We start from the raw sequence: 741 nt of genomic DNA, 5'->3' as shown, positions 1-741 counted from the left end.
CCGGCGATCTGCTGCTGGTCGCGCACCGGGTACGGCAGCAGCTCGACGACCTGGGCGCGGTGGACACCAGGATCGTGGTCACCTCCGACCTGGACGAGTACGCGATCGCCTCGCTGGCGGCGGCGCCGGTGGACGCGTACGGGGTGGGCACCCAGCTCGTCACCGGCAGCGGCCACCCCACCTGTTCCATGGTCTACAAGATCGTCGCCCGGGCGTCGTCCGCGGATCCCAAGGCCCCGCTCCAGCCGGTGGCCAAGAGGTCGCTGGGCGGGAAGACCTCGGTGGGCGGGCGCAAGTGGGCCGCGCGGCGCGTGGACGCGCAGGGGTACGCCGAGGCGGAGGTGCTGGGCACCGGCGCGGTGCCGGCGGACCTGCTGGACCGGCAGCTCCTGGTGCAGCTCGTCAAGGGCGGCGAGATCGTGGCCAGGGAGCCGCTGGACGTGGCACGGTCCCGGCACTTCGCGGCGCGGGCCGCGCTGCCGATGTCGGCGACGCAGCTCTCCCGGGGCGAGCCCGTGATCCCGACCGAGTACATATGAACCGGGTACACCCGTGTGTATGAGCCGAGCACGGATGGCCGAGTACACGTGAACGGCCGGGTACACATGAACGGACCCCGTGGATGAGGCGCGTGGGGCGGTGGTGGCGGATGTGCGGCTCTTCCCGCGAGGGAGCGGAGTCCCTAGGCTCGGGGAACCTCGCGGCCGTTCGTCCGGCCGTCGCCCGCCCGCCGTGTTCTCC

The 741-nt window shown here is 72.7% G+C and carries 1 protein-coding gene; it reads left to right on the top strand.

Annotated features, from left to right (window positions below; genetic code table 11):
* Positions 1-539: beta/alpha barrel domain-containing protein (locus BFF77_RS29040; RefSeq protein WP_483855218.1), on the top strand; the 539-nt coding region annotated here is incomplete at its 5' end.
* Between the last annotated feature and the right edge of the window lie 202 nt (positions 540-741).

Origin of the sequence: Streptomyces lushanensis (assembly GCF_001700515.1) — a bacterium.
GTDB classification, from domain to species: domain Bacteria; phylum Actinomycetota; class Actinomycetes; order Streptomycetales; family Streptomycetaceae; genus Streptomyces; species Streptomyces lushanensis.
Note: the sequence above shows the minus strand (reverse complement) of the source record. Positions and strands in the feature narration are given on the sequence as shown.